This is a genomic window from Mesorhizobium sp. B2-4-3 (assembly GCF_006442815.1).
GTDB lineage: Bacteria > Pseudomonadota > Alphaproteobacteria > Rhizobiales > Rhizobiaceae > Mesorhizobium.
Map to the genome: position 1 here is coordinate 33238 of NZ_VFVL01000001.1, position 20989 is coordinate 54226.

The following is a 20989-nucleotide window of genomic DNA, read 5'->3' on the forward strand; positions in this document are numbered from 1 at the left end:
TTTCGTTTTCAAAGCAGTTCGGGAACGTAGCGGGGTGCTGCCGTCAGCCCGCCATCGACGCGCAGGTCGGTGCCGGTGGTGAAGCCGGCCGCATCGGAAGCCAGATAGACGGCGGCCTCGGCCACTTCGGAAGGCTCGCCGATCCGGCCGAGCGGATGCATCTTGACCCAGGCCTTGGCGAGGCTGCCGCCGATCTCCTTGATCAGCCTGTCGTTCATCGGCGTGTTGATGGTGCCGGGCGAGATCGAATTGACGCGGATGCTCACCGGGCCGAACTCGACCGCCATCTGGCGCGTCATCGCCATCACCGCGCCCTTGGCGCCGGCATAGGCGGTCCAGCCGTCGAGGCCGATATGGCCCTGCGCCGAGGCCATGTTGATGATCGATCCCGACTTTTGCGCGATCATGTGCGGCAGCGCGTATTTGCAGCCGCGAAACACGCTGGTCAGGTTGACCGCGATCAGCCGGTGCCATTGCTCGTCGGTCATCTCGTGCACCGGCATGCCGCCGATGGCGATGGCGGCGTTGTTGACCAGGACGTCGAGATGTCCGGTCTTCTTCACCGCGCTGTCGATCAGGCCGGCGATATCGGCTTCCTGGGAGACGTCGCAATGGACATAATCGGCGCGGGGGCCGGCCGCGCGAAGTGCCGCGGCGAACGCCTCGCCGGCCTCATCGGCGATGTCGCCGAGGAAGACATGCGCCCCTTCCCGCGCCATCGCCTCGGCGATCGCGTGGCCGATGCCGTCGGCCGCGCCGGTGATGACTGCGGTTTTTCCTTCAAGACGAGTCATGTCAGCCTCCATTCGCGCGCCGGCGCTTCGCTTCGTCGAAGGCGACCGCAGCAATGATGATCATGCCGGTGATGACAAGCTGCCATTCGGTCGGCAGCCCGAGCCCCCGCAGGCCGTTGGACAGGAATTGCAGAATCAGGACGCCCAGCGCCATGCCGGTCAGGCTGCCGATGCCGCCGGCAAGGCTCACGCCGCCGAGGACCGTCGCGGCAACGACCTGGAATTCGAAATTGAGCCCCGCCGTATGCTGCGCCGAGCCGACACGCGCCGCCAGGATGATGCCGGCGACCGTCGCCAGCAGTGCGCTGATGATGAAGCAGATGAACTTGACGCGCCGCACGTCGTAACCAGCCAGCCGCGCCACTTCCTGATTGCCGCCGACGGCGTAGATCTGCCGCCCGAACGGCCGGTGCTGCATCATGTAGCCAAAGGCGGCGAGGAGCACGATCGCGATCACCGCCGAATAGGGGATGATGTTGAACAGACGCCCGTCGGACAGTGCGATGAAGCTGTCGAGGCTGGCGTCGTCGGGGATCGCGCGCTGGCCGGTGTAGAGATAGACGCCGCCACGCATGATGAACATCGTGCCGAGCGTCACGATCAGCGAGTTGATGCCTGCATAGGCGACGAGATAGCCGTTCACGACACCGATGATCAGGCCGAACAACAGCGCGCCGCTGACGCCGAGCAACAGCGAATTGGTATCGTTCATGATGATGATCAGCGGCAGCGCGATGGTGGCGAGCAGCGAGCCGATCGAGATATCGACCTCGCCGGAAATGAAGACGATGGCGCAGCCGATGCCGGCGGTGAGCGCCAGCGAGGCCTGGCCCAGCACGTTGGTCATGTTGCGCACGGAGAAGAAATTCTCGACCGTCGCGGAAAAGAACGCCAGCACCAGGACGAGGCAGACGAGCAGCGCCAGTTCCTGCCGGGCAAAGAGCCGCGCCAGCATGGATGGCTGGTCTTTTGCGGAAGCCGTGCTTGCCAGGCTCATCGCTCGCCTCCTCCGAAGGAGTTGCCCGTGTCGCAAAGAATGCTGCGGCGATGCGTCATGGTTCTATCCGATCGCCGCATTGAGGATCTTCTCCTGCGTGGCTTCCTCGCGCGACATGACCGCGGTCAGGCGGCCCTCGCACATCACCGCGATGCGGTCGGCGAGGCCGAGCAGCTCCGGCATCTCCGACGTCATCATGACGACCGCCAGGCCCTCGCCGGCGAGCCGGTCGATCAGCGCGAAGATTTCCGACTTGGCGCCGACATCGATGCCGCGCGTCGGCTCGTCGACGACGATGACCTTCAGGCCGCGCATCAGCCAGCGCGAGATCAGCACCTTCTGCTGGTTGCCGCCCGACAGGTTCTTGATCTGCTGGAACAGGCTGGGCGTCTTGATGCGGAAGCGGTCGACATAATCTTGCACCGCCTGATGCTCCTTCGCCTTGTCGACGAAGCCCAGGCGGGCGAACGCGCCGAGCGAGGCGAGGCTGGCATTCTGGTAGACGGGCAGCTCGCCCATCAGGCCTTCGCTCTTGCGGTCCTCGGTGAGCAGGCCGATGCCGAGCTTGACGCCGGTACGCGTGTCGTGCGGCGCGAGGCGCTGACCGTCGACCGTGATGGTGCCCGAAATGATCGGATCGTAGCCGACGATCGCCTTGGCGAGCTCGGTCCGGCCGGCGCCCATCAATCCGAAGAAACCGAGCACCTCGCCGGCGCGCGCCTCGAAGGACACGTCGATGAGTTTCTTCGCCGTGCTGAGCTTCTCGACGGAGAGCGCCACCTTGCTGCCCGCCGCGCCGCGCTGACGGGGAAAGAGGTTGTCGATGCGGCGGCCGATCATGTCCTGGATCAGCGTGTCGTTGGTGTGCTCGCCGATCGGCTTGGTCGATATGTGGCGTCCATCGCGCAGCACCGTCACTGTGTCGGCGATCTCGAACACCTCGTCGAGCTTGTGGCTGACATAGACCACGGCGATGCCGAGCGATGCCAGGCGGCGGATGACGGTGAACAGCAGCGAGATTTCGTTCGGCGTCAGCGAGGATGTCGGTTCGTCCATCACCACCACACGCGCCTCGTGGGCGAGCGCGCGGGCGATCTCGACCATCTGCTGCTGGCTGACCGGCAGCGATCCCGTCCGCGCCGCCGGATCGACGTTGAAGCCGATACGGTTGAACAGCGCCGCCGATTCGGCACGGATCTTCTTCCAGTCGATGGAGCCGGTCCTGCCGGTCGGATAGCCTTCGAGGAAGATGTTTTCCGCGACGGTGAACTCGGAGATCAATGCGATCTCCTGGAACACGACCTTGATGCCTTCCTTCAGGCTGTCGCGCGGCGACTTGATGTCGACTTCGCGTCCGCGCATGCGGACCGTGCCGGCATCCTTGCCATAGACGCCGGCCATGATCTTGATCAGCGTCGACTTGCCGGCGCCGTTCTCGCCCATCAGGGCGTGGATCTTGCCGGGCTCCAGGGTGAAGTCGACATTGTCCAGCGCCACCACCCCCGGAAACCGCTTGCCGATGCCGCGCATCTCCAGAGCCGACACGTTGGTGTCGATGGGCGCGCCTTCGCCGGGATGAAGGAAATCAACGGACATTGGCTTTGTTCCGGATGATGTCGAGATAGGTCGCCAGGATGATGACGATGCCCGGCACCACCATCTGCAGGTCCTGGTTCCAGCCAAGGATGATGATGCCGTTGTCGATCACCTTCAGCACCAGCACGCCGAGCAGCGTGCCGAACAGCGAGCCGCGCCCGCCGAGCAGGCTGGTGCCGCCAAGGATGACGGCGGCGATCACCGTCAGCTCGAAACCGCGCCCGGCGGTCGGCTGGCCGGCATTCATCAACGACGACAGGATCATGCCGGCGATGCCGACGGCGAGGCCGGTGACGACGAAGGCAAGCAGCTTCAGCCGTTCCGAACGCAGGCCGGACAGGCGCACCGCTTTTTCGTTGGCGCCGACCGCGTAGAGATAGCGGCCGAGCGTGGTGAAGCGCAGCGTCACATAGGCGACGACGAAGATCAGCGCCGCCAGGATGACGGGAACCGGCACGGCGCCGACATAGCCGGCGCCGAGATCGGTGAAGCTTGCCAGTTGATTGTGGTTCTGCACCGCTTCGCGCGTGAACAGATAGACGCCGCCCTGCAGCATCATCATGGTGCCGATGGTGGCGATCAGCGAATTCACCCTGAGCCTGGTGACGACGAGCCCGTTGAACAGGCCGACACCGCCGGCAAAGGCAAGTGCCGCCAGCATGCCGAGCGCGAGGCTGTGGGTGGAATTGAGCACCGCCATGCCGATGCAGCCGACAAAGGCAAGCGAGGCGCCGACCGACAGGTCGACCTCCGCCGTGATGATGAGCATGGTCATGCCCGAAGCGACGATCAGCACCAGCGCGCATTGGCGCAGGATGGCGATGATGTTGGCCTCAGAATAGAACTGCGGCGCCGCGACCGAGATGGCGATGCAAAGCACCGCCAGCATGGCGCCCAGCACCAGCTGGCTGCTGCCGAGAAGCTGGCCGCCGATGAAACGCTTCTGCGCGGAAGCGTGTGTAAGCTCGCTCATATCAGTTCGTTCCCGTCGCTAGAGCATGATGCCGAAGAGTGTGAAGCGGTTTTCGGGCGACATCATGCTCTATCCGGCTCTAAGGTCAGGCGCCGGCGCCGTGTCTTCGCCGGCCGTCGGCGCCTGGCTGGCGGTCCTTCCCGCGACGCGGGAAGGACCATGTCGATCGACCTATTTCTTCAGGTCGGCCGAGGTCTTCATGCACTTTGCCGGCGGCTGCAGCGCATTGACGGCGTCCCATTTGATGGTGCGGGTCGTGCCGTCATAATCATAGTATTTCTTCCACTCGTCGCCAGTCATCGGCGCGGTCGGGCTGACGATGTGCTCCGGCACCTGCTCGTTGTTGAACAGCTTGACCGCCGCGTCGATGGTCGTGAAGCCTTCCTTTTCCGGGAACATGGCTGCCTCGATGCGGTAGGACGGCTCGTTCTGCATGGCGTTGATGAAGGCAAGTCCTTCGCCACCGGTGCCGACCGTCAGCAGGCCGTCCTGCGACTTGCCGGCGGCCTTCCAGGCCTGCAGGCCGCCCAGCGAGGACGAATCGTTGATGCCGTAGATGATGTTGACGTCGGAATTCTTGGCGAGTGCGGCCGAAGACACTTCCAGCGCGCGGTCCGGATTGCCGCCGCCGTCAAGGTCGTGGACCATGACCGCGTCGGGGACGATGGTCTTCAGCCCGTCCATGAAGCCTTGCGAGCGCAGCACCGTCGCCGACAGCAACGGCAGGCCGACATTCATCACCTTGGCGACGCCGCCGAGCTTTTCCTTGGCATATTTGCCGGCCTCGACGCCGGAGAAATAGCCGGTGTCGTAGTCGCAGATGGCGACCATCGTGGTCATGCCCTTGACCGGGTTGCCCTCGAGCACCACCGGGATATTGGCGGCCTTGGCCTGACGCAGCAGCGGAACCACGCCTTCCTCATTCACCGGGGTGATGATCAGCACGTCGACGCCCTTGGCGATGAAATCTTCGGCCGCGGCGACCTGCTTGGCTATGTCGAGATTGGCGTCCTGCACCTCGACTTCGATTCCCAGTTCCTTGCCATGCGCCTTCATGCCCTTGATGACGTTCTGGTACCACTCATGCGTGGCGTAGTTGGTGACGTAGCCGATGTGCTTGGGCATGTTCTCGGCATGCGCTGCCGCCGCGCCGATGGCCAGCATGGCCGCGGATGCGAGCAGGATTGATTTGGACCAGTGCATTTTTCTCTCCCAGGTTTTCGTTTGTCTCAGTCGCTGAACGGGTAATCCCGCCGTTCCGGGTCGGCACGTGAAGAGCTGTTGGCTTCGCCCCAACCGAGTGCGGCCGATATCTTCTCGGCGGCTGTCCGGGTTCGTTCGAAGACGGTCTGACGGTCGAAACGTGCTGCTTTCTGCGGCAGCAGCGGGACCGTAAGCGCGGCGATGACGGCACCGACATGGTCGCGCACGGGCATGGAGATGTTGGTGCAGCCCTCGACGGCCAGCGACGCGCGCATCTCGTAGCCGAGCCTGGCCGCCTCGTTCAGCCGTGCCTCGATTTCCTCGCGCGTTCCCTGGCCTTCGCCGGCGGCGACGATGCGCTCGACGATGCGGTCGCGCTCGGACCGGCTCGAATGGGCGAGCAGCACCGCGCCGGAACTGGTTTCCAGGATCGGGAAATGCGATCCGAGCGCAACCGAATAGCGCATCGGCAGCGGTGAATCGATCTGCAGCACCACCAGCGCGTTCTGCCCTTCGCGCACCACAAGGTGGCAACTCTGGTCGGCATTGGCGGTCAATTCGCGCATCACCGGCAGCGCGCATTCGACAAGCCTGTTCACCGGCGGATGCATATGCGCCAGCTCGAACAGTTTCAGCGACAGCCGGAAGCGGTCCGATTGCGTTCGGAAGAGGTAGCCGCGCTTCTCCAGCAAAAGCAGGATGCGGTAGATTTCGTGGATGGACCTGCCAAGACCGGCCGCGATCTCGGTCTGGGTCATCGCTTCGGCGCTTGCAGCCATGAACTCCAGCACGTCGAGCGCCTTGTCCACCGCCGGCACGCGATATCCGTTGCGGCCGCTTTCGCTTTCCTCGAGCGTTTCGGCAATGCCGGCAGCCATCACGCAACGCTCCGTTCCGGTTGCCTGGTTTCGCGATAGAGGCGGTTCACATGGTCGGCGATCTCCGCAGCGCCGATGTCGCCGGCTATGGCCGCGGCCACGCGCGGCGCGCATTCGCGGAAGAAGGCGATGAAACCCGGATGCGTTGGACGCAGATAGGACGAGCTGATCGTGCGCAGCGTCGAGGAGAAGAAATCGCCGGAGAGACGATTGACCTCGGCGTCCTTCCAGGCTGCCAGCGATCCCGGCTGTCCACCCGACTTCACATAGTCGCCGCGCTGATAGTCGGGCGAGCACAGGAACAGGGCGTAGTCGATCGCCTCCTGCTTGTGCTTCGACTGGGCGCTGACGCCGATGCCGGCGCCGCCGAGCAGGGCGCCGGCCGATCGCGCGGTCGGCACGTCGGCAAAGCGCAGATAAGGCCTGTCGGTCTTCGCGGCATAGTTCACATAGCCGAAGGCGAACGGCACATAGACGACGTCGTCATACGCGACCATGTGGTCGTAGCAGCGGATCGGATTCCAACCGGACGAGTTCGGATGCGACAGCGCCGCAAGCTCGCGCAATTGCCCGACGGCCTGCTCGACCATGTCCGGCGCGATGAATTGCTCGCCGTCCTCCTGTGGATCGCCAAGCGTCAGCAGCAGGCACATGGCGTCCGTCGGCACGAAAGGCAGGCCGAGCCATTTCCCGTCCTTGCGCGCCAGCCGGCCGAGCGCGACCACCTCTTCATGGGTACGGGGCACCGGCCCGTAGCGCTCCAGCAGGTCCGGGCGATACGAGGCGACGTGGCAGGCGGCGTCGATCGGCAGTGCCCATTGGCGCCCGTTCTTTCCGTAGGACCGCCAGGACGGACCGACCGAATCCTGCTCGAAGAAGCGAATTTGTTCCGCCGAGAGGTAAGCGTCGAACGGCACCATCAACTCGTCCTGCGCGATGTCGCCGATGAAGGGATGGTCGAATACCACCAGATCGTAGGCCGAGAGCACAGGGCCGAGCGCGCCCTCCCCGAATTCATAGAGGCTGCGGCGGTCCCATTCGATTTCCAGGCCGGGATTGGCGGCGCAATACGGCCCGACGCTGGCATCCAGCGGACCCCAGCAACGTCGATGATCCCACGCAAGACCGCGCAGTCTTGTCATATCCGGCAATTCCTCCCTGGAACCGGGCATGCGCCCTGCCCGCAAACCACTAGCAGGTATTTTCACCTGAGCAAATAGTTTTTACATACGCAAAACGCGATCCTCTTCCCGCCTGCGGCCTCACGCCAGCCCGAACCGCTCGACGGCGCGCATGATGCCGCGCAATTCGGCGAGGCCCTTGAGCCGGCCGATCAGCGAGTAGCCGGGATTGATCCTGGTCTTGCCGATGTCGTCGGCGAGCAGATGCCCATGGTCAGGCCGCATCGGAATGCGCCAGTCGGCACGGCCTTCCTTGCGGCGACGCGCCTCCTCCCGCATCAGCGCGAGGATGACATGCGCCATGTCGGTACCGCCTTCGAGATGCTCGGCTTCATAAAACGAGCCGTCCTCCTCGATGGTGATGTTGCGTAGATGGACGAAATGGATGCGTTCGGCGAACGCCTTGACCATGGCGACGATGTCGTTGTCGGCGCGCGTGCCGTAGGAGCCGGTGCAGAAGGTCAGGCCATTGGCCGGGCTGTCGACGGCATTGAGGATGAAGCGCGCATCCTCGGCGGTCGAGACGATGCGCGGCAGGCCGTAGAGCGAGAATGGCGGATCGTCAGGATGGATGCACATGCGCACCCCCTCCTGTTCGGCCACCGGAATGATCTCGCGCAGGAACCAGGCGAGGTTCTCGCGCAGTTCGTTCGGCCCGATCGAATCGTAATCGGCCAGGGCCTCGCGAAAGCTGTCGCGGTTGTAGGCGCGCTCGGTGGCGGGCAGGCCGGCGATGAGGTTGCGCTCGATCCTGTCGATCTTCTCGTCGCCGAGCTCCTTCAGCCGTGATTCCGCCTCGGCGATGCGGGCGGGCGTATAGCCGTCCCGCGCATTCCGGCGCTTCAGCACGAACAGGTCGTAGGCCGCGAAATCGATCGCGTCGAAGCGCAGCGCATAACCCGTCGTCGGCAGGCGGTAGGCCAGATCCGTGCGGGTCCAGTCGACCACGGGCATGAAATTGTAGCAGATCGTCGCGATGCCGGCCTTCGCCAGGGCGCGGATGGAGTCCTTGTACCAGCCGACATAGCGGGGCCGCTCCGGCGAGCCGATCTTGATCGAGTTGTGGACGGGAATGCTCTCTACCACCGACCAGGTCAGTCCTGCCGCCTCGATGACCCGCTTGCGCTCGAGGATGCTTTCCAGCGGCCAGACGCGCCCGTCATAGATGTCGTGCAGGGCCGAGACCACGCCCGTCGCCCCCGCCTGCTTGACATGATCGAGGGTCACCGGATCGTCCGGACCATACCAGCGCCAGCACTGTTCCATTGCCGTTTCCTTCTGTGAATGGCCGGAACTTATTGTTGGACCACAATGAGAGTCAAATCAAAAATTTGGGCGTTCTGAAGGGCCTACCCTCGACAAAATATCCATGGATTCGGTCGGGCACCGCCTTAAACCTGTTGTTTTCCGCAAGCCTTACGATATGTTGGTCCAACAATTCAGGAGGATCGGCGTTGGAAGACACTCAGGTCGCCCGCGACAACACCGTCGCCCGCCGCGCCGGCGGCAGGTCCGCGGTCGACACCGCGGCCGGGCGGATCCTCGACCTTATTCGCGCGCGACAGCTCAATGTCGGCGATGTGCTGCCGACGGAACGCGAGCTCAGCGAGATCACCGGCGCCAGCCGCAACACCGTGCGCGAGGCGCTGCGCACCATCCGCACCTATGGGCTGATCGAGCCCAAGCCGCGCGTCGGCGCTGTGCTCGCCAACGGGCAGAGCATCGCCATCCAGAATTTCTTCGCCGCCCACATGGATGTTTCGCGCTCGTCCTTTGCCGACATCCAGGGTTTCAGGCGCATCATCGAGGTCGGCATCGGCGACCACATCGTGCTCAATGCCACGAGCGAGCAGATCGAGGCGCTCGACGAGATCAATGGCCGGATCGTCGACAGCCGCTCGATCGAGGAAGCCGCCGAGAACGACTTCAGTTTCCACATGGCGCTGATCGGGCTGGCGGACAACCGCATGCTCACCGACATGTATTCCTTCCTGTCGCCCGTGATCCTGCGGATTATGACCATCGGCAAGGAAATGCGCCCGGTGTTGGCCGACACCCGTGCCGCACATGGCGAGATCATCGCCGCGCTACGCGCGCGCGACAGGCTTGCCTACGCCTACCTGATGAGCCGCCACCTCGATTTCGCCCTGCGGTTCCTGCCGGAAGAACCGGCTTCCGAGACGTGACTAAAGGAGTTTCAGCAATGAAGGATTTTGACGGCAAGGTCGCGCTGGTGACCGGAACGACCGGGATCGGTCTCGCAACAGCCAGGCGCCTTGCCGCTGGGGGTGCTGCGATCGTCGCCTGCGGCATCGACCGTTCGGCCAATGCGGCGATGAGAGCGGAACTGGAAAGCTCCGAGGCCGGCGCGCTGGTCGTGGACACCGACGTCTCCGCGCCAGACCAGGTTCGCGACGCCGTCGCGGCCGGCGTCGAGCGCTTTGGCGGCTTCGACGTGATCGTCAATTCGGCGGCGGTCCATCCCTATGGAACCGCGACGACGACCGACTGGGAAACCTGGAACAAGGCGATGACGGTCAATGTCGGCGCGATCTACCTGACCGCCCATTTCGGCATCCCAGAAATGATCAAGCGCGGTGGCGGGGCGATCGTCAATGTCGCCTCGGTGCAGGGTTTCGCCTGCCAGCAGAACGTCGCCGCCTATGCCACCACCAAGGGCGCCATCCACACGCTGACGCGTTCGCTGGCGCTCGACTATGCGGCCGCCGGCATCCGGGTCAATTCGGTCAGCCCCGGCTCGATCCGCACGCCGATCCTTGAGAAAGCTGCGCGTGGCGAAAACGGCAGCGATGCCGACGTCGAGGAAGCCTACAGGCGCTTCGGCGCGGCCCACCCGCTCGGCCGCATCGGCGAGCCCGAGGAAGTGGCGGAGCTCATCGCCTTTCTGTGCTCTTCCAAGGCCGGCTTCTGCACCGGCGCGGACTACAAGATAGATGGCGGCCTGACCGCCGGCATCGGTGTGAAATGACCATGAAGATCGGGCTTGGCCTTTACCGGGAGTCGCTGACACCGGACAATTTCCGTTTCGCCCGCCAGGCAGGCGCCACCCACATCGTCGCCCACCTCACCAATTATTTTCGCGGGCGCGATCCTTCCCTGTCTGCCGGCAGCGAGAAGGAAGGCTGGGGCGACTGCTCCACCGATGAGCTATGGAACTACGAGGACTTCGCCGGCCTGGTGAAGACCGTGCGCGACAACGGGCTGGAAATCGCCGCGATCGAGAATTTCTCGCCGCGCTTCTGGTCCGACATTTTGCTCGATGGTCCCGATAGGGCGAAGCAGATCGAAGGGCTGAAGCGGCTTATCCGCGATGCCGGCCGCGCCGGCATCCCGTGCATCGGCTACAACTTCTCCATCGCCGGCGTCTGGGGCTGGTCGCGTGGACCGTTCGCGCGCGGCGAGGCGATGTCGGTGGGGCTCGACCTAGCGAGCATCGATCCCGATCTGCCCCTCCCCGATGGCGTCGTCTGGAACATGCGCTACCGCGCCGGCCGACCGGACGCCGAACCGGTAACGGTGAACAGCGACGAGCTTTGGCAGCGGCTCGGCGCCTTCCTGCGGGAAGTCGTTCCGGTAGCCGAGGAAGCCGGCGTGGTGCTCGCCGCCCATCCGGACGATCCGCCGGCCGAAGCGCTGCGGGGCGCGGCGCGGCTCGTCAACCGGCCGGAGAAATACGACCGGCTGATGGACATCGTCGATTCACCGTCCAACGGGCTGGAGCTCTGTCTCGGCTCGCTGCAGGAAATGCCGGGCGCCGACGAGATTTACGGGCATGTCCGGCGCTTCGCCCGGCGCAAGCGCATCGGCTACATCCATTTCCGCAATGTGCGCGGCAAGGTGCCGAACTACCACGAAACCTTCGTCGACGACGGCGACATCGACATGGCCGAGATCGTCCGCATCCTGCGCGACGAAGACTATGAAGGCGTCCTCATCCCCGACCATACGCCGGAGATGTCCTGCGATGCGCCCTGGCACGCAGGGAAGGCCTTTGCACTCGGCTATATTCGCGCGCTGGTGCAGAACGCCGCGGCGCTGGGGCCTTCGCGGACCATTCAATCCACCAACATCCGGATGCAAGCCTGATGACCAGATCGACGCGCCTCTATGCCGACGACGCCGAAATGTACCGCCTGTTCGAGGAAGAACTCTTCGTTGCGGTGGTCGGCGACGTGATGGACACGCTGGGGCTGCAGCATCAGTTCCTGCCGCCGGTGTTCAAGCCTGTTGACGAAAAGACGCGATTGCTTGGCAGGGCCATGCCCGTGCTCGAGACCGATATCTTTCCATTCAACCGACCGACGCACAACCCGCTGATGGTGAAGCCGTTCGGGCTGATGTTCGAAGCGCTCGACGATTTGAAGCCCGGCGAGATCTACGTCGCCAGCGGCGCCTCGCCCCGCTACGCGCTGTGGGGCGAGTTGATGTCGACGCGTGCGAAGATCCTTGGCGCGCGCGGCGCGCTGGTCGACGGCTTCGCCCGCGACACGGATGGCATCAAGGCGCTGGGATTTCCCTGCTTCTGCACCGGCTATTACGCGCAGGACCAGGGCGTGCGCGGCAAGGTCATAGACTATCGCTGCGCGCTTGAGATCGGTGGCGTCCGCATGGAGCCAGGAACGCTCCTTTTTGGCGACAAGGAAGGCGTCCTCGTTATCCCGCGGGAAGCCGAGGAAGAGGTAGCGCGCCTGGCCCTCGAAAAAGTGCGCGGCGAAAAGCTCGTCGCCAAGGCGATCCGCGAGGGGATGAGCGCGGTGGATGCCTACAAGACCTTCGGCATCATGTGAAAGGTCGTGGCCGGCCGGCTGTGATCAGATGGTCAGTCGAGCTTGCGCGACAGCACCAGGTGCATGGCTGCAACCATCAGGAACAGGGCCACCCGGAACGAGACGGCCGGTCGTTCGTCGAAGACGGCCAGACTCCAGAGAATGCCGGCGGCCGCCGAGCACAAGCGTGACAACGCCGGCAGTGTCAATGCGCGATGGGCTCCTCGCCCCGATGAGGCGTTTCGACTGCTACAGGCTGGCTCAGCCCTGCGCCCGAACCTGCGGCAACGCGGCGTCGAGCGAACGCTCGAAAGCATCGACCAAAGCGTCGACCTGCGCCTCGGTGATGATCAGCGGCGGACAGAAGGCGATGGCGTCGCCCATGTTGCGCGAGATGACGCCGTTCTGCTGCAGCAAGCCGTTGACCAGCGCGCCGAGCGCCGCCGGCTTGCCCCAGGGCGCCTTGGTCGCCTTGTCGGCGACAAGCTCGACCGCGGCGATGAGACCGACGCCGCGCACTTCGCCCACTAGCGGATGCGAGGCGAGTTGGCGCAACTTCGCCTGCAGATGCGCGCCGACCTTGCGCGCATTGCCGACGAGGTCACGCTCCTCGATCAGCTTGATGTTCTCCAGCGCCACGGCCGCGGCGACCGGATGACCGCCGCCGGTGAAGCCGTGGCCGAAGGTGCCGATGCGGTCGCTCTCGTCGGCGATCGGCTCGAACACACGATCGTTGATGAGCAGCGCCGAGATCGGCAGGTAGGAGGAGGAAATCTGCTTCGACAGCACCATGATGTCGGGCTTGATGCCGAATGTCTGCGAGCCGAACATCTCGCCGGTGCGACCGAAGCCGCAGATGACCTCGTCGGCCACCAGCAGGATGTCGTACTTCGACAGCACCGCCTGGATCTTTTCCCAATAGCCGGCGGGCGGAACGATGACGCCGCCGGCGCCCATGATCGGCTCGCCGATGAAGGCGGCGATCGTTTCAGGCCCCTCGGCAAGGATGAGCTTTTCCAACTCGTCGGCGAGCCGTGCTGAGAACTGCTCCTCGCTCTCGCCGGGCTGGGCGTCGCGCCAGTGATGCGGCGTCGACGTGTGCAGGATATTGGCGATCGGCAGGTCGAAGGAGAGATGATTGTTGGGCAGCCCGGTCAGGCTCGCCGAGGCGATGGTGACGCCATGGTAGCCGCGCTTGCGGCTGATGATCTTCTTGCGCGCCGGCTGTCCAAGCGCGTTCGACCGATACCAGATCATCTTGATCGCCGTATCGTTGGCCTCCGAGCCGGAATTGGTGAAATACGCCTTGCTCATCGGCACCGGCGCCATCTGCACCAGTTTTTCGGCCAAGTCGATCAGCGGTGAATGCGCCTTCGAGCCGAAGTCATGATAGAAGGGCAGCTTCGACATCTGCCTTGTCGCAGCGTCCACCAGACGCTTTTCCGAGAAGCCGACGGCGACGCTCCACAAGCCCGCCATCGCCTCGATGTAGCGATTGCCTGCAATGTCCTCGACATAGACGCCATCGCCCTTTTCGATGACCAGCGGACCCGTCTCCTGATGCTTGCGGGCATTGGTATAGCCGTGCAGGTGATAGCGGATGTCGCGGGCTTCGGGGGAATTCGGTCTGGCGTCCATGACGGCTCCTGTCTGCAGGCGTCCAAGGTGGAAGCAAGGCTGTCTCGTTTGTTGAGAAGTCCCAAATTCCGTCTTGCATTGCAACGTTTGATGCCTCATCGCGCAGGCTGATCGCAAGAGCCGCGGCGTCGAGATCGATAGCGCCAGCGCGCCCCAGACTGCCGCGGTAATATGTGCAACAAGGTGCGCCAGGATTTGAACATGGAACAGATCGACTGCATCGTCGCCGGTGCCGGCGTCGTCGGTCTTGCGATTGCGCGCAAGATGGCCGCACGCGGCTTGGACACGCTCATCGTCGAGGCGGCGGATGCCATCGGCACCGAGACGAGCTCGCGCAATTCGGAAGTGATCCATGCCGGCATCCACTATCCGAAAGGATCGCTGAAGGCGCGGCTCTGCGTCGCCGGCCGCGACATGCTCTACCGCTACTGCGCGGAGCGTGCGATCCCGCACCGGCGCTCCGGCAAGCTGATCGTCGCAACCGACGCTGCCCAGGAACCCGCGCTTGCCGCGATCCGGGCCAATGCGGCAGCCTGCGGTGTAGAAGATTTGCGCTTCGTTTCCGCCGCTGAAGCCCAAGCCCTGGAGCCGGCGCTTCATTGCACCAAAGCCCTGTTATCGCCCTCCACCGGCATTATCGACAGCCACGCGCTCATGCTCGCCTTGCTCGGCGACGCCGAGGAAAGCGGCGCGATGCTGTCGCTCAACACGCGCATCGTTTCGGGCCGCATCGATGCCGGCCGCATCGTGCTCCAGACAATGGACACGGCGAGCGGCGAAGGTTTCGAGATCGCCACGTCGCGCCTCGTCAACGCGGCCGGCCTTGGCGCCGTTGCGCTGGCGGGCTCGCTCGAAGGCTTCGACCGGCGGTTTTTGCCGACGCTTCGCTACGCCAAGGGCAATTACTTCTCGGTGGTGGGCCGGGCGCCCTTCTCGCGGCTGGTCTACCCCGTGCCTGAACCGGGCGGGCTTGGCGTCCATCTCACACTTGATCTCGGCGGTACGGCTCGGTTCGGGCCCGACGTCGAATGGACGGACACGCTCGACTACCGCGTCGAGCCGGCGCGCGGCAAACGCTTCTACGATGCGATCCGCAAATACTGGCCGGATCTGGCCGACGACAGCCTGCAGCCGGCCTATAGCGGCATTCGGCCGAAACTCTCCGGCCCGGGCGAGGCCAACAGCGACTTCGTCATCCAGGACGCGACGACCCATGGGAGCGCCGGGCTGGTCAATCTGTTCGGTATCGAAAGCCCAGGCCTGACCTCCAGCCTGGCGATTGCCGAACATGTGACACGCATGCTCGCGTCTGAGGCGGACTGACGGCGCTGACGCGCGGCATCAAGGCCGGTCGCATCTTGCGTTACCTCGGCGAGAGGCTGGCATGTCCACTGAAAGCCGACCTTTTGCAGTCGGCGCAGCGCCAACCGCCTTGCCGGCACCCTGAGTGACCGGCGGGGGCCGGGAGCGAAGCCAGGTATTGACGGTCAGCTGTCAGGCCGCGACTCCGCCCAGGTAGGCGCTGACGACGGCGTCATTGTTCGCAAGATCGCTTCCCCGCCCTTCAAGCACTATACGTCCGCCCTTTAGAACGTAGCCGTAGTCCGCGAACTTCAATGCGACTTTGCTGTTCTGCTCCACCAGTAGGATCGTCACGCCCTCACGATTGAGGCGCTGCACGATGTTCATCACTTCCTTGATCAGCTGTGGCGCCAGCCCCATTGAAGGCTCGTCGAGCAGCAGCATCTGTGGGGCCGCCATGAGAGCTCTTCCGATCGCCAGCATCTGCTGTTCTCCGCCGGACAGGTTCCTTGCGTCGCCATTGTGCCTTCGCGCCAGGATCGGGAAGAGTTCGAACACATGATCCAGCCGCCGTCGCCGCTCCGCTTCGTCGGTCAGCGTGAACGAACCCAGGTCCAGATTCTCCCGGATCGTCATGTCGCCGAAAATGCGCCGTCCCTCGGGAACGTGAACAAGACCTCGGTGGGGCAACCGGTGGGCCGGGACCCTGGTTATGTCCTCACCCAGGAATCGGACGCTTCCCGAGGACGCAGCAATGAGACCGGATAGCGTTCGCAATGTCGTGCTTTTGCCGGCGCCGTTGGCGCCGAGCAGTGCCACGATCTGGCCGCGCCTTATCGAGAGGCTGACGCCATGAAGCGCCTCGATGCTGCCGTAGCGCGCGACGATCCGGTCGGCCGCAAGGACAATATCCGTGTCCATCAATCCTCCGTGCCGAGATAGGCTTCGATGACTTTCGGATCGGCGCGCACGGCCTCCGGCGTGCCATCGGCGATCTTCTGGCCATAATCGAAGACGACGATCTTTTCCGACACCTGCATGACAAGGCCCATATCGTGCTCGATCAAAAGCACGGTGACGCCGGTCTCGTCGCGAATGCGGCGGATCAAATGCACAAGATCGAGCTTCTCGCGCTCGTTCAGCCCGGCAGCGGGCTCATCGAGCAGGATGATCTCGGGCGCCGAGGCCAAGGCCCTTGCAAGTTCAAGCCGTCGCTGGTCGCCGTAGGAAAGGCCGCCGGCCAGACGATGCGCATGTTCAGCGATGCCGACGAACTCGAGCCAGCGCATTCCCGCCCCGCGTATCATATCCTCCTCCCGCCGTTGCGACGGCAGGTGCAGGATTGCCGAGACGATGCCGTGGCGGCTGCGGCAATGCTGGCCGGACATGGCATTTTCCAGAACCGACATTTCCTTGAACAAGCGGATGTTCTGGAAAGTGCGGGCAAGGCCGAGCGCTGTGATGCGGTGCGGCGGCAAGCCCGCGATCGGCCGGCCGCCCAGCCGGATCGAGCCGCCCTTTGGCTTATAGAAGCCGGTCAGGCAATTGAAGAGGGACGTCTTGCCCGCGCCATTCGGCCCGATGAGGCTGTTGATGGCGCCCTTCTCCACTGAGAACGAAATATCCTGCAGAACCTTCAGCCCTCCGAAGCTGAGGCGCAGATCGCGGACTTCCAGCAAGGCCATGGTCAACCCCGCTTGTCCGGCCACAGGCCGTTTGGCCTGAAGAGCATGATTGCCAGTAGCGCCACAGCCGTGACCAGCGGACGATAGGTGCCCGCCCCGCGCAGCACTTCCGGCAGCAGGGCCACGAGTATCGCACCCAGGACGACACCGGGGATGCGGCCCATGCCGCCCAGGACGACGCCTAGCAGGATCAGAAGCGACTGGTTGAAGGTGAAGCTTTCCGGCGAAATCGCGGTCATCTTCGCAGCGTAGAGACACCCGGCCACCGACGCGATCACGGCCCCCATCATATAGGCCTGCAGCTTGGCCGACACACGATTGATGCCGATACCTGCGGCGGCGTCCTCGTCATAACGGACATAGAACCACGCACGCCCCATGCGCGACCGCTCGACGCTCAGGCAGACGAAGACGGCAAGCAGCGCGAGCGCCAGGAACGCATAGTAGAAGTGCTGCACCTGCATCAGCTTGAAGCCCAGTATCTCCGGCCGCTCGATACCGACGAGGCCGCTGGCGCCGCCGGTGATATCGAGGTTGCGGGCAATGATGCGCACGATCTCGCCGAAGCCCAGGGTGACGATCGCCAGGTAGTCGCTGCGCAGCCTCAAGGTCGGCGCGCCGATGATGACACCGGCCAGACAGGCTGCCGCCATGGCGACGGGAATCGTGAGCCAGAAGTTGAAGCCGAATTCCGAGGTCAGGATGCCGGTCGTGTAGGCGCCGACAGCAAAGAAGGCCGCGTAGCCGAGGTCAAGCAGGCCCGCATAGCCGACGACGATGTTGAGACCGAGGCACAACACGACATAGAGCAACGCCGTGGTTGCCACCTCCGTCACATAGGCATTGGCAAAGTGCGGCAGCACCAGCGCGCAGCCAAGCGCGGCGAGACCCGGCAGCAGATGCGAGCGCCGCACCAACGGCGGTTGCGCGGCGGCGGGCAAGGTCCTGGCTCCGTCGCTCATCACACCCGCTCCACAACCGAGCGTCCGAGCAGGCCGGTCGGCTTGAAGACCAGGAACAGGATCAGCGCGCCGAACACGAAGACGTCGCGCCATTCCGATCCGACGAAGGGCAAGGATGACCCGTAGGCCTCGAGAAGGCCGAGCAGCAGGCCGCCAAGCATGGCGCCCGGCACACTGCCGATGCCGCCGATGACGGCCGCGGTGAACGCTTTGAGCCCCATGATGAAGCCCATGAAGAAATGGACGCTGCCATAGTAGGCGCCCGCCATGACGCCGCCGCCGGCCGCGAGCGCCGATCCCATGAAGAAGGTCAGCGCGATCACCCGATCGACATCGATGCCCATCAGGCGGCTGGCCCCCATGTCGATCGACACGGCGCGCATCGCCTTGCCGTACATGGTGCGCGAGACAAAGGCCTGCATCCCAGCCATCAGCAGGATCGAGGCGGCGACAAGCACGATCTGTGTGTATGTGATGTGCACAGCCGAAACGTCCAGGCCCGCAAAACCGAGATCGGTGTTGAATGCGAAATGCCGCCCGCCGGTCAGCGCAAGCGCGGTGCCATTCAGCACCATCGAGGCGCCGAGCGCGGTGATCAGGATCGACAGGCGCGGCGCGTTGCGCATCGGCCGGTAGGCGAAGCGCTCGATGACGACGCCGAGCAACCCTACGGCCAGCATCGAAACCAGCAAGGCGCAGACGACGCCCGCCCAGCCATTGCCGACCCACACGCCGACGAAGGAAAACGCGATGAGGCCAACGAAGGCGCCGCTCATATAGATATCGCCATGGGCGAAATTCAGGAGCTTGATGACGCCGAAGACCATGCTGTAGCCGAGCGCGATCAGGGCGTAGAACGAGCCGACGATCAGGCCGTTCACCAATTGCTGAATGACTAGGTCGAGCGTCATTGATGCTCCGGTGCAGAAATTGAAAAAGTCGAGCCTTGGCGAAGCATCGGTAGCTGCCGGCCACATAGCCGCAAAAACAGGAATGATGCCGAGGCTGGCAAAAAAGGCCGCCTCGGCATCAGCATGTTTCGTCGGTTACTCGGTGGCGACCCACTTGCCGCCCTTGGCAACGACCGGGCGGAAGTTCGACGTCTGCAGCGTATTCTTGTCGGTGAACTTGATTTCGCCGGCCAGACCCTTGAAGTCGCTTGCTTTCAGCGCCTCGATGATTGCCTTCTGATCGGCGGATTTTGCCCGTGCGATGGCGTCTACGATCAGGTCGCCGACATCATGGGAAAGGGCCGCGTAGGCGCCGGCGTCGCGGCCATAGGCGTCCTTGTACTTGGCCTTGAAATCGGCAGCGCCGGAGAGGAGATCGACGGTTGGCGGGGACAGCAGAAACACGCCCTCGCCCGCCGAGCCCGCTATCTCCAGATATTCCGGCGAATTGTTGCCGTCGCCGAGAACGATGCCGCCCTGGAAGCCTGCCTGCCGAAGCTGCTTGGTGAGAAGCGCGCCGCCGGCATGATAGGCGGTCCAGAAGACGGCATCCGCGCCGCTTGATTTAACCTTGGTGACGACCGCCGAATAGTCCTGCTCGCCGGCGGTGGTGGTTTCCTTGGCGGCGATCTCGCCGCCCGCGTTCTTGAAGGCTTCGGCGGTGAGCTTTGCCAGGTCGGAGGAATAGGCGTCGCCTTCGTCTATGACTGCGATCTTCTTGTAGCCGTTCTTCTTGAAGAGCTCGACGGCAGTGGTCGCCTGCATGTCGCCGGTCGAGTTGGCGAGGAAGGCGTTGCCCTGATTGGCGGCGACCAGCTTGGTCGAATTCGCGCCGATGATGACGAACGGAACGCCGGCATCGCCATAGATCTTCAACGTCGGCAACACGGCGCCCGAGCAGTAGCCGCCGACGATTGCCGTCACGCCTTCCGATATCAGCTTGCTGCCGGCGGTGACCGCCTGCTGCGGATCGCAGGCGTCGTCGGCAGTGGTTGTGGTGATCTTGTCGCCATTGACGCCGCCCTTGGCATTGGCGGCATCGATCGCCATCTTCACCGCGTTTTCCATGTCCTGTCCTTCGCTGGCCAACTGGCCGGTCATCGGCGCGACGATGCCGATCTTGATGTCGGCAGCGGCGGCAACTGCGGTCATGGCCAGCCCGGCAAGGGCGGTGGCGCAGGCAAGCCTCTTGAAGGAAACAACCATCATTCTCTCCATTTTCCCCTGTTGGCGCATCCGGGTCGTGGCCCGGAATGCATTCTGCTTGATTGTCGCCGAGCCGCTCTGGGCGGATCGGCCAGGTTGCGCTCCTCCTTCCGAGGCGGAGCGGCAATGTTTGCAATCGCCAGCCGGCCTGCGATCGAGGCCCTGGCGTCAGGCTCTGCAACTCAATGGCTGCTGGCCGGAGCCTGGGCATAGGCACCCTGGTAGCGGTTCTCCTTGATGCTCTGCATGATGTCGGCTTCGCGCGCTTCCTGCGCCTTGACGGCTGCCAGCAAGGCCGTGGCGCCCTCGAACGGAAACGCCACGACGCCGTCCTCGTCGCCCACGACGATGTCGCCGGGACCGACGACCATTCCGCCCACCGAGACCGGAACATTGATCGCCCCGGGGCCGTCCTTGTAGGGGCCGAGGTGGATGGCCGATCGCGCGAAGCAGGGAAATGGGTTGCGGCCGATGGCGCCGGCATCGCGGATGGCTCCGTCGATGACGATGCCGGCGGCGCCGCGTGAGGCAGCGAGGCTTGTCATGATCTCGCCGACGAGTGCCCGCCCTTCGTAACCGCCGCCATCGACGACGATGACATCGCCCGGCTGTACCAGGTCGAGCGCGCGATGGATGAACTGGTTATCGCCGGGGCGCGTCCTCACTGTCAGCGCCCGTCCCACCATGATGCCGCTGATCTTGTGGAACGGTCGCAACCCGACGGCGCCGGGCACCCGGGCAAGATTGTCGCTGATCAACGGCGTGGCAAAGACGCGGAACGCGTCGACCAGTTCACCCTCCCGCTGCCCGCCTGCCATTTTTGTCCTCCAATTTGTG

General features: G+C 64.1%; 21 protein-coding genes. 5 read left to right on the forward strand and 16 right to left on the reverse strand.

Annotation, left to right across the window (positions count from 1 at the left end; translation table 11 throughout):
- Positions 1–8 precede the first annotated feature (8 nt).
- From FJ956_RS00185 to uxuA, 8 genes are all read right to left on the reverse strand, one after another.
- Positions 9–794 carry an SDR family oxidoreductase gene (locus tag FJ956_RS00185; RefSeq protein WP_140677610.1) on the reverse strand — a complete coding sequence of 262 codons (786 nt, stop codon included), beginning with the start codon at positions 792–794 and terminating at the stop codon, positions 9–11.
- Position 795: 1 nt separating this feature from the next.
- Positions 796–1791, reverse strand: coding sequence for an ABC transporter permease (locus FJ956_RS00190; protein ID WP_140677612.1), 996 nt, complete (start codon positions 1789–1791; stop codon positions 796–798).
- 63 nt (positions 1792–1854) lie between these two features.
- Entirely contained in the window at positions 1855–3387 is a 1533-nt protein-coding gene (locus FJ956_RS00195) for a sugar ABC transporter ATP-binding protein (protein WP_140677614.1), read from the reverse strand.
- Entirely contained in the window at positions 3377–4360 is a 984-nt protein-coding gene (locus FJ956_RS00200) for an ABC transporter permease (RefSeq protein WP_140677616.1), read from the reverse strand. The genes FJ956_RS00195 and FJ956_RS00200 overlap by 11 nt, the downstream gene beginning before the upstream one ends.
- 171 nt (positions 4361–4531) lie before the next feature.
- Entirely contained in the window at positions 4532–5563 is a 1032-nt protein-coding gene (locus FJ956_RS00205) for a sugar ABC transporter substrate-binding protein (RefSeq protein WP_140652841.1), read from the reverse strand.
- Between the two features lie 26 nt (positions 5564–5589).
- Positions 5590–6441 carry an IclR family transcriptional regulator gene (locus FJ956_RS00210; protein WP_140677618.1) on the reverse strand — a complete coding sequence of 284 codons (852 nt, stop codon included), beginning with the start codon at positions 6439–6441 and terminating at the stop codon, positions 5590–5592.
- On the reverse strand, positions 6441–7583 hold the full coding sequence (locus FJ956_RS00215; protein WP_140677620.1) for an extracellular solute-binding protein: 1143 nt from the start codon (positions 7581–7583) through the stop codon (positions 6441–6443). The genes FJ956_RS00210 and FJ956_RS00215 overlap by 1 nt, the downstream gene beginning before the upstream one ends.
- Positions 7584–7703: 120 nt before the next feature.
- Positions 7704–8888 carry a mannonate dehydratase gene (uxuA, locus tag FJ956_RS00220; RefSeq protein WP_140677622.1) on the reverse strand — a complete coding sequence of 395 codons (1185 nt, stop codon included), beginning with the start codon at positions 8886–8888 and terminating at the stop codon, positions 7704–7706.
- A 188-nt stretch (positions 8889–9076) separates the two neighbouring features.
- Here uxuA and FJ956_RS00225 point away from each other — a divergent pair, with 188 nt between their 5' ends.
- The 4 genes from FJ956_RS00225 to FJ956_RS00240 are packed head-to-tail and all read left to right on the forward strand — an operon-like array spanning position 9077 to position 12430.
- Positions 9077–9808, forward strand: a complete 732-nt coding sequence (locus FJ956_RS00225) for an FCD domain-containing protein (RefSeq protein ID WP_140677624.1) — start codon at positions 9077–9079, stop codon at positions 9806–9808.
- Positions 9809–9825: 17 nt separating this feature from the next.
- Positions 9826–10611 (forward strand): SDR family oxidoreductase, encoded by a 786-nt coding sequence (locus FJ956_RS00230; protein ID WP_140677626.1) that lies wholly within the window; start codon positions 9826–9828, stop codon positions 10609–10611.
- Between the two features lie 2 nt (positions 10612–10613).
- Positions 10614–11729 (forward strand): mannonate dehydratase, encoded by a 1116-nt coding sequence (locus tag FJ956_RS00235; protein WP_140677628.1) that lies wholly within the window; start codon positions 10614–10616, stop codon positions 11727–11729.
- The gene (locus FJ956_RS00240) at positions 11729–12430 is read left to right on the forward strand and encodes an RraA family protein (protein WP_140677630.1); all 702 of its coding nucleotides are present in this window, start codon (positions 11729–11731) and stop codon (positions 12428–12430) included. Before FJ956_RS00235 ends, FJ956_RS00240 begins: the two co-directional genes overlap by 1 nt.
- A gap of 32 nt (positions 12431–12462) precedes the next feature.
- Here the strand turns inward: FJ956_RS00240 and FJ956_RS30405 are convergent, their stop codons facing one another.
- Together FJ956_RS30405 and FJ956_RS00245 are read right to left on the reverse strand one after the other, a co-directional pair.
- Complete coding sequence (locus tag FJ956_RS30405) at positions 12463–12618, reverse strand: hypothetical protein (RefSeq protein ID WP_181170205.1); 156 nt, start codon at positions 12616–12618, stop codon at positions 12463–12465.
- A gap of 52 nt (positions 12619–12670) precedes the next feature.
- Entirely contained in the window at positions 12671–14047 is a 1377-nt protein-coding gene (locus FJ956_RS00245) for an aspartate aminotransferase family protein (RefSeq protein WP_140677632.1), read from the reverse strand.
- 201 nt (positions 14048–14248) lie between these two features.
- On the opposite strand from FJ956_RS00245, the gene FJ956_RS00250 reads away from it, so the two are divergent.
- The gene (locus FJ956_RS00250; RefSeq protein WP_140677634.1) at positions 14249–15370 is read left to right on the forward strand and encodes an NAD(P)/FAD-dependent oxidoreductase; all 1122 of its coding nucleotides are present in this window, start codon (positions 14249–14251) and stop codon (positions 15368–15370) included.
- A gap of 171 nt (positions 15371–15541) precedes the next feature.
- Here the strand turns inward: FJ956_RS00250 and FJ956_RS00255 are convergent, their stop codons facing one another.
- From FJ956_RS00255 to FJ956_RS00280, 6 genes are all read right to left on the reverse strand, one after another.
- A complete protein-coding gene (locus FJ956_RS00255; RefSeq protein ID WP_140677636.1) occupies positions 15542–16270 on the reverse strand; it encodes an ABC transporter ATP-binding protein in 729 nt (242 codons plus the stop codon).
- Positions 16270–17040 (reverse strand): ABC transporter ATP-binding protein, encoded by a 771-nt coding sequence (locus FJ956_RS00260; protein ID WP_348641065.1) that lies wholly within the window; start codon positions 17038–17040, stop codon positions 16270–16272. Before FJ956_RS00260 ends, FJ956_RS00255 begins: the two co-directional genes overlap by 1 nt.
- Complete coding sequence (locus FJ956_RS00265) at positions 17037–17996, reverse strand: branched-chain amino acid ABC transporter permease (RefSeq protein WP_246672070.1); 960 nt, start codon at positions 17994–17996, stop codon at positions 17037–17039. The genes FJ956_RS00260 and FJ956_RS00265 overlap by 4 nt, the downstream gene beginning before the upstream one ends.
- Complete coding sequence (locus FJ956_RS00270; RefSeq protein ID WP_140677642.1) at positions 17996–18907, reverse strand: branched-chain amino acid ABC transporter permease; 912 nt, start codon at positions 18905–18907, stop codon at positions 17996–17998. The genes FJ956_RS00265 and FJ956_RS00270 overlap by 1 nt, the downstream gene beginning before the upstream one ends.
- A gap of 135 nt (positions 18908–19042) precedes the next feature.
- The gene (locus tag FJ956_RS00275; protein WP_246672071.1) at positions 19043–20155 is read right to left on the reverse strand and encodes a branched-chain amino acid ABC transporter substrate-binding protein; all 1113 of its coding nucleotides are present in this window, start codon (positions 20153–20155) and stop codon (positions 19043–19045) included.
- Positions 20156–20334: 179 nt separating this feature from the next.
- On the reverse strand, positions 20335–20970 hold the full coding sequence (locus FJ956_RS00280; RefSeq protein ID WP_140677647.1) for an RraA family protein: 636 nt from the start codon (positions 20968–20970) through the stop codon (positions 20335–20337).
- Positions 20971–20989 lie beyond the last annotated feature (19 nt).

What these genes read in the sequence shown, in the direction of transcription:
- FJ956_RS00185 (WP_140677610.1), bottom strand. Translation starts at nt 794, where the DNA reads ATGACTCGTCTTGAAGGAAAAACCGCAGTCATCACCGGCGCGGCCGAC.
- FJ956_RS00190 (WP_140677612.1), bottom strand. Translation starts at nt 1,791, where the DNA reads ATGAGCCTGGCAAGCACGGCTTCCGCAAAAGACCAGCCATCCATGCTG.
- FJ956_RS00195 (WP_140677614.1), bottom strand. Translation starts at nt 3,387, where the DNA reads ATGTCCGTTGATTTCCTTCATCCCGGCGAAGGCGCGCCCATCGACACC.
- FJ956_RS00200 (WP_140677616.1), bottom strand. Translation starts at nt 4,360, where the DNA reads ATGAGCGAGCTTACACACGCTTCCGCGCAGAAGCGTTTCATCGGCGGC.
- FJ956_RS00205 (WP_140652841.1), bottom strand. Translation starts at nt 5,563, where the DNA reads ATGCACTGGTCCAAATCAATCCTGCTCGCATCCGCGGCCATGCTGGCC.
- FJ956_RS00210 (WP_140677618.1), bottom strand. Translation starts at nt 6,441, where the DNA reads ATGGCTGCCGGCATTGCCGAAACGCTCGAGGAAAGCGAAAGCGGCCGC.
- FJ956_RS00215 (WP_140677620.1), bottom strand. Translation starts at nt 7,583, where the DNA reads ATGACAAGACTGCGCGGTCTTGCGTGGGATCATCGACGTTGCTGGGGT.
- uxuA (WP_140677622.1), bottom strand. Translation starts at nt 8,888, where the DNA reads ATGGAACAGTGCTGGCGCTGGTATGGTCCGGACGATCCGGTGACCCTC.
- FJ956_RS00230 (WP_140677626.1), top strand. Translation starts at nt 9,826, where the DNA reads ATGAAGGATTTTGACGGCAAGGTCGCGCTGGTGACCGGAACGACCGGG.
- FJ956_RS00235 (WP_140677628.1), top strand. Translation starts at nt 10,614, where the DNA reads ATGAAGATCGGGCTTGGCCTTTACCGGGAGTCGCTGACACCGGACAAT.
- FJ956_RS00240 (WP_140677630.1), top strand. Translation starts at nt 11,729, where the DNA reads ATGACCAGATCGACGCGCCTCTATGCCGACGACGCCGAAATGTACCGC.
- FJ956_RS00245 (WP_140677632.1), bottom strand. Translation starts at nt 14,047, where the DNA reads ATGGACGCCAGACCGAATTCCCCCGAAGCCCGCGACATCCGCTATCAC.
- FJ956_RS00250 (WP_140677634.1), top strand. Translation starts at nt 14,249, where the DNA reads ATGGAACAGATCGACTGCATCGTCGCCGGTGCCGGCGTCGTCGGTCTT.
- FJ956_RS00255 (WP_140677636.1), bottom strand. Translation starts at nt 16,270, where the DNA reads ATGGACACGGATATTGTCCTTGCGGCCGACCGGATCGTCGCGCGCTAC.
- FJ956_RS00265 (WP_246672070.1), bottom strand. Translation starts at nt 17,996, where the DNA reads ATGAGCGACGGAGCCAGGACCTTGCCCGCCGCCGCGCAACCGCCGTTG.
- FJ956_RS00270 (WP_140677642.1), bottom strand. Translation starts at nt 18,907, where the DNA reads ATGACGCTCGACCTAGTCATTCAGCAATTGGTGAACGGCCTGATCGTC.
- FJ956_RS00275 (WP_246672071.1), bottom strand. Translation starts at nt 20,155, where the DNA reads ATGATGGTTGTTTCCTTCAAGAGGCTTGCCTGCGCCACCGCCCTTGCC.
- FJ956_RS00280 (WP_140677647.1), bottom strand. Translation starts at nt 20,970, where the DNA reads ATGGCAGGCGGGCAGCGGGAGGGTGAACTGGTCGACGCGTTCCGCGTC.